This window comes from Acidovorax sp. (assembly GCF_046339755.1).
In the GTDB taxonomy this organism is placed as follows: domain Bacteria; phylum Pseudomonadota; class Gammaproteobacteria; order Burkholderiales; family Burkholderiaceae_C; genus Acidovorax.
Window position 1 is genome coordinate 1 of sequence record NZ_JBKDTZ010000023.1, and the last position, 5,370, is coordinate 5,370.

Here is a 5,370-nt window from a genome sequence, read left to right on the forward strand (position 1 = left end):
CTCCTTGTGCGACTGCCAGAAGGCGGCGTCGAGCAGGTCGGCGTGGTGCTGCATGAACACGGCGCGCACGGCGTCGTTGCCCAGCAGGAAGGGGGCGAAGGTCTCGGGGAAGACATCGCGCGGGCCCACGGGGTACCAGACATCGCCGCTCATCTCTTCTGGCTCGGTGCGCGGCGCACGCATTCCTTGACGCGCAGGTCATAGAACTCGATGCGCTCGCGCTGGGCACGCTGCTGGCCGTGCCAGTCCGCCGTCTCGAAACGGTGCTTGGCGCGCGCGGACTCGGTGCGGAACAGGCGGTAATGGCGGTTGAAGCCGTCCATCATCGCCTTGGCGATGTCGTACGCCTGGGGAGCATCGAGCCGTTGCGGGAACATGCGCTGGCTATCCTGCAGGACTGCGGGCTCAGCCCCGCCGGGTTTCCGCCACGCCGGCGATGGCGGCCTTGTACAGCGACTCCAGGCCCTCGGTGCTGTCCACCGACATGTTCAGGTCGTTGATCAGGCCGTCCTTGAGGCCGTAGCACCAGCCGTGCAGCGTGACCTTCTGGCCGCGGCCCCAGGCGTCGAGCATCACCGTGGTCTGGGCAACGTTGACCACCTGCTCGATGGCGTTGAGTTCGCACAGCACGTCGTGGCGCCATTCAGGGGCGATGGAGGCGATCAGCTCGCGGTGGCGGTCGCGCACGTCCGCCACGTGGCGGATCCAGTTGTCGGCCAGGCCCACGCGCATGCCCTCCAGCGCGGCCAGCACGCCGCCGCAGCCGTAGTGGCCCACGACCATCAGGTGCTCGACATGCAGCTGGTCCACTGCATACTGCACGGTGGACAGGCAGTTCAGGTCGGTGGGCACCACCACGTTGGCCACGTTGCGATGCACGAACACCTCGCCCGGCTCCAGCCCGGTGATCTGGTTGGCCGGCACACGGCTGTCGGAGCAGCCGATCCACATGTACTTGGGCTTTTGCTGCGCCAGCAGGCTGGTGAAAAAGCCGGGCCGCTCGCGCTCCATCTGGGCCGCCCAGGCGCGGTTGTGGACAAACAGGTCTTCGATGGATGCGGGCATGGGGTCTCTCTGGCTTTCTGAAAGGTCAATCGGCCTGCCGGATTTCAGCAGGTCTCGGCAAACAGCTCCCGGCCGATCAGCATGCGGCGGATCTCGCTCGTGCCGGCGCCGATCTCGTACAGCTTGGCATCGCGCCACAGACGACCCAGGGGGTATTCATTGATGTAGCCGTTGCCGCCGAAGATCTGCACGCCCTCGCCCGCCATCCAGGTGGCCTTCTCGGCACACCAGAGGATGACGCTGGCGCAGTCCTTGCGGACCTGGCGCACATGGTCGGTTCCCAGCATGTCGAGGTTCTTGGCCACCGTGTAGGCAAACGAGCGCCCCGCCTGGAGCACGGTGTACATGTCGGCCACCTTGCCCTGGATGAGCTGGAATTCGCCAATGCTCTGGCCGAACTGCTTGCGGTCGTGAATGTAAGGGATCACGTTGTCCATCACCGACTGCATGATCCCCAGAGGTCCACCGGTCAATACCGCGCGCTCGTAGTCCAGGCCGCTCATGAGCACCTTGGCGCCCTGGTTGAGGCCGCCCAGCACCTGCGAAGCCGGCACTTCGACGTTGTTGAACACCAACTCGCCCGTGTGGCTGCCGCGCATGCCCAGCTTGTCGAGCTTTTGCGCGATGCTGAAGCCGGGCATGCCCTTCTCGATCAGGAAGGCAGTCACGCCGCGCGCGCCCAGCTCGGGCTCGGTCTTGGCGTACACCACCAGGGTGTCGGCGTCGGGGCCGTTGGTGATCCACATCTTGTTGCCGTTGAGCAGGTAGTAGCCGCCCTTGTCCTCGGCCTTGAGCTTCATGCTGATCACGTCCGAGCCGGCACCGGGCTCGCTCATGGCCAGCGCGCCCACATGCTCGCCGCTGATCAGCTTGGGCAGGTACTTGGCCTTCTGCGCCTCGTTGCCGTTGCGGTTGATCTGGTTCACGCACAGGTTGCTGTGCGCGCCGTAGGACAGGCCCACCGAGGCGCTGGCGCGCGAGATCTCCTCCATGGCCACCATGTGTGCCAGGTAGCCCATGGCGGCGCCGCCGTACTGCTCGGGCACGGTGATGCCCAGCACGCCCAGCTCCCCCATCTTGCGCCACAGGTCCATGGGGAACTGGTCATTGCGGTCGATCTCGGCCGCATGCGGCGCGATCTCGGCCTGGGCGAAATCGCGCACGGCGTCGCGCAGGGCGTCGATGTCTTCGCCCAGTTGGAAATTCAGGCCGGGCAGGTTCGCGGGAATGCTCATGGTTGTCTCCTGGTAGGACGTGGTGTGGTTTCGGGGTACGAAGGTGTCAATTGCGAATGTTTTCGCGGCCGGTCACGGCCATCAGCGTGCAGCCCATGGTGGCCACCAGCTTCTCACCTTGGGAGCCCACGGCGTAGGCGCGCCCCTCGGTCACGGTGATGGTGCGGCCGGGCTTGAGCACCCGGCCTTCCATGCGAAAGCGCTCGCCCTGGGCCGGGGCCAACAGGTTGATCTTGAATTCGATGGTGAGCACGGCGGCGTCTTCGGCCATCAGGGTGAAGCCGGCGTAGCCGCAGGCCGAATCGAGCGCCGTGGCCACCATGCCGGCGTGCAGGAAGCCGTGCTGCTGTGTGAGGCCCGCTGCCCAGTCGAGTTCGATGTCCACCGCGCCGGGCTCGACGCGCGCCAGGCGGGCACCCAGCGTCTGCATGGCGCCCTGCAGGGCAAAGCTGTCACGCACGCGCTCCGCGTAGCGCGGGGTTCTCACCTCGAAAGCTGGGCTGGTCACGGCAGATTCCTGAAAGGATGAACGAATTGACGTTTACGTAAACGTCAATTATGGATCATTTTTGCGATTCCACCTTGTCGAGCAGTGCGCGGGCCTCCTGCTCGTGCTCTTCCACCTCTTCGAGGTTGGCCTGCAGGTCGGCCAGTTGCTCCTCCAGCTGCTTGCGGTGGGCGCCCAGGACTTCCAGGAACTTGCGCAGCTGCGCGCCCGTGTCGCGCGGGCTGTCGTAGAGGTCGATAATCTCCTTGGCCTCGGTCAGCGACAGGCCCAGGCGCTTGGCGCGCAGGGTCAGCCGCAGCCGGGTGCGGTCGCGCGCGCTGTAGATGCGGTTGCGGCCCGCCGGGCCGGTGCGCTCGGGCTGCAGCAGGCCCATGTCTTCGTAGAAGCGCATGGCGCGCGTCGTGAGGTCGAACTCTTTGGCGAGGTCGCTGATGGTGTAGGAGGTGGCCATGGGCTTCGTGCAGGAAGACGGGTTTCGCACTGGCGACAGCCGCTTTGCGATCCGTCCCTACAATGCAATGAATCTGACGTTTACGTTAACGTCAATGCTAACCCAAGCAGGCCCTGCATGAACCCCCTCGAACACCAAATCACCTACCCCATGGGCGACACCCTTCCAACGCCCGGGGTGGCGATGGACGTGGCCCCCGGGGTGCGCTGGATCCGCATGGGCCTGCCGTTCGCGCTGGACCACATCAACCTGTGGCTGCTGCGCGACCGGCAGAGGGTGGGCAAGACCCTGGTGGACGGCTGGACGGTGGTGGACTGCTGCATCGACAACCCGCTCACGCGCGCGCAGTGGGAGGACGTGTTCGCCTCCAGTCTGGACGGCCTGCCCATCCTGCGCGTGGTCGTCACGCACATGCATCCCGACCACATCGGCCTGGCCCACTGGCTGTGCGCGCGCTGGAATGCACGGTTGTGGATCAGTGCCACCGACTACTACGCGGCCCGCGCAGCCATCCAGAGCGACGGGTTCAGCGGTGAGGCCAGCGCCGATTTCTACCTGGCCCACGGTGCGCGCAATGAAGAGTTCATTGCCCATGTGCAGGGCCGGGGCTCGTACTACCAATCCATGGTGCCCGAGCTGCCCGCCACCTACCGGCGCATGATGGACGGCGATGCCATCGAGATCGGCGGGCGCACCTGGAACTGCATCAGCGGCTATGGCCACGCCCCGGAGCACATCGCACTGCATTCCCCCGAGCTGTCGGTGCTCATCAGCGGTGACATGGTGCTGCCGCGCATCTCCACCAATGTGAGCGTGCATGCGGCCGAGCCCGAGGCAGACCCGCTGCGCCTGTTCCTCGCCTCGATCAAGCGCTACCTGGACCTGCCGGCTGGCACGTTGACCCTGCCCTCGCACGGCAAACCCTTCACCGGCCTGCACGTGCGCATTGCGCAGCTGCAGGCCCACCACCAGGAACGGCTGCAGGAAATCGTGGACGCCAGCCTCGAAAAGCCCCTGTCGGCCATGGATGTGCTGCCCGTGATGTTCAAGCGCGCCATGGATCCGCACCAGATGACCTTCGCCCTGGGCGAGGCGCTGGCCCATTTGCACCTGCTATGGTTCGATGGCGGCTTCGAGCGCACACTCGACGACCAGGGCGTCTACCGCTTCGGCCCCAGGCCGCAGCCCGCGCCCAACTGAAGGCTTTTGCGGCCAACGGTCGGCTTCATGGCGACAATGGGCCGCACTTCAATTCAGGCGTCCTGCTGGCGCAGCTGCTCTTCCACCCGCGTGCGCAGCTGTTCTTCCTGCGCCTGCAGCTCGGGCGTCAATTCGGCGCCGAAGTCCTCGGCCTCGAAAATCTGGCGGATCTCGATCTCGGACTCGCCCAGCATCGGGTTGGGGCAACGCTTGACCCAGTCGATCGCCTCCTGCAGCGAGGCACATTTCCAGATCCAGAAGCCGGCAATCAGCTCCTTGGTTTCCGCGAATGGGCCATCGACCACCTGGCGGTCCCTGCCCGAAAAGCGCACGCGGGCGCCTTTGGAACTGGGGTGCAGGCCTTCGCCGGCCTGCATCACGCCGGCATTCACCAGTTCTTCATTGAAGCGGCCCATTGCGGCCAGCATGTCTTCCTGGGGCATCACGCCCGCTTCGCTGTTGGCATCGGCCTTGACCAGAATCATGAATCGCATGAGGGATCTCCTTGTGTCGTTGTACAGAGCAAAGGCTCTGTATACACGACGAGGCAGGGAATGCGAATTCGACAGCGGCAACGAAATATTTCCCGTGCGGCCCTGCCAGGCCCTGTCGTAGCCGCAAAGCAAACGCCCCCGATACCAAATGGTACCGGGGGCGGTTGGGCTGTAAGAGCCTGACGATGACCTCCTTTCACCCGGGAACCCGCACTCTCATCGGCGCAAAGTCGTTTCACTGTCCTGTTCGGGATGGGAAGGAGTGGGACCAACTTGCTATGGTCATCAGGCATAACTTGTCGTCATGTTGATTGAAGCCTTGGCTAGGCAATCAACACAACCAATTCATAGAGTTATATCAGCAGCAGATCACACAGGTGAATGCCTGGCGTCTTGCGTATTCGATTGCAGTCAACC

Annotated in this window: 7 protein-coding genes, 1 rRNA gene and 1 pseudogene; 1 reads left to right on the forward strand and 8 read right to left on the reverse strand. The window is 64.7% G+C overall.

Annotated elements, in window-relative coordinates; genetic code table 11:
* The 6 genes and pseudogenes from ACK59X_RS02200 to ACK59X_RS02225 form a co-directional block, all read right to left on the reverse strand.
* Window positions 1-183: isocitrate dehydrogenase kinase/phosphatase-domain containing protein (locus ACK59X_RS02200; RefSeq protein ID WP_409954809.1), on the reverse strand; the 183-nt coding region annotated here is incomplete at its 3' end.
* A pseudogene (locus tag ACK59X_RS02205) lies at window positions 171-377 on the reverse strand (isocitrate dehydrogenase kinase/phosphatase AceK regulatory subunit); the annotation flags it as partial. The gene ACK59X_RS02200 and the pseudogene ACK59X_RS02205, both read right to left, overlap by 13 nt.
* Before the next feature lie 28 nt (window positions 378-405).
* Complete coding sequence (gene can / locus ACK59X_RS02210) at window positions 406-1,065, reverse strand: carbonate dehydratase (protein WP_409954810.1); 660 nt, start codon at window positions 1,063-1,065, stop codon at window positions 406-408.
* Between the two features lie 44 nt (window positions 1,066-1,109).
* Window positions 1,110-2,300, reverse strand: coding sequence for an isovaleryl-CoA dehydrogenase (locus ACK59X_RS02215; protein WP_409954811.1), 1,191 nt, complete (start codon window positions 2,298-2,300; stop codon window positions 1,110-1,112).
* A gap of 46 nt (window positions 2,301-2,346) precedes the next feature.
* Window positions 2,347-2,808: a PaaI family thioesterase gene (locus tag ACK59X_RS02220; RefSeq protein ID WP_409954812.1), complete on the reverse strand. Its 462-nt coding sequence runs from the start codon at window positions 2,806-2,808 to the stop codon at window positions 2,347-2,349.
* Between the two features lie 55 nt (window positions 2,809-2,863).
* Window positions 2,864-3,259: a MerR family transcriptional regulator gene (locus tag ACK59X_RS02225; RefSeq protein WP_184857113.1), complete on the reverse strand. Its 396-nt coding sequence runs from the start codon at window positions 3,257-3,259 to the stop codon at window positions 2,864-2,866.
* A gap of 117 nt (window positions 3,260-3,376) precedes the next feature.
* Between ACK59X_RS02225 and ACK59X_RS02230 the strand changes: the two genes are divergently transcribed.
* Window positions 3,377-4,459, forward strand: a complete 1,083-nt coding sequence (locus ACK59X_RS02230; protein WP_409954813.1) for an MBL fold metallo-hydrolase — start codon at window positions 3,377-3,379, stop codon at window positions 4,457-4,459.
* 53 nt (window positions 4,460-4,512) lie between these two features.
* Here the strand turns inward: ACK59X_RS02230 and ACK59X_RS02235 are convergent, their stop codons facing one another.
* Both ACK59X_RS02235 and rrf read right to left on the reverse strand, forming a co-directional pair.
* Window positions 4,513-4,953 (reverse strand): YciI family protein, encoded by a 441-nt coding sequence (locus ACK59X_RS02235; protein WP_409954814.1) that lies wholly within the window; start codon window positions 4,951-4,953, stop codon window positions 4,513-4,515.
* Between the two features lie 177 nt (window positions 4,954-5,130).
* Window positions 5,131-5,243, reverse strand: a 5S ribosomal RNA gene (rrf, locus tag ACK59X_RS02240).
* Between the last annotated feature and the right edge of the window lie 127 nt (window positions 5,244-5,370).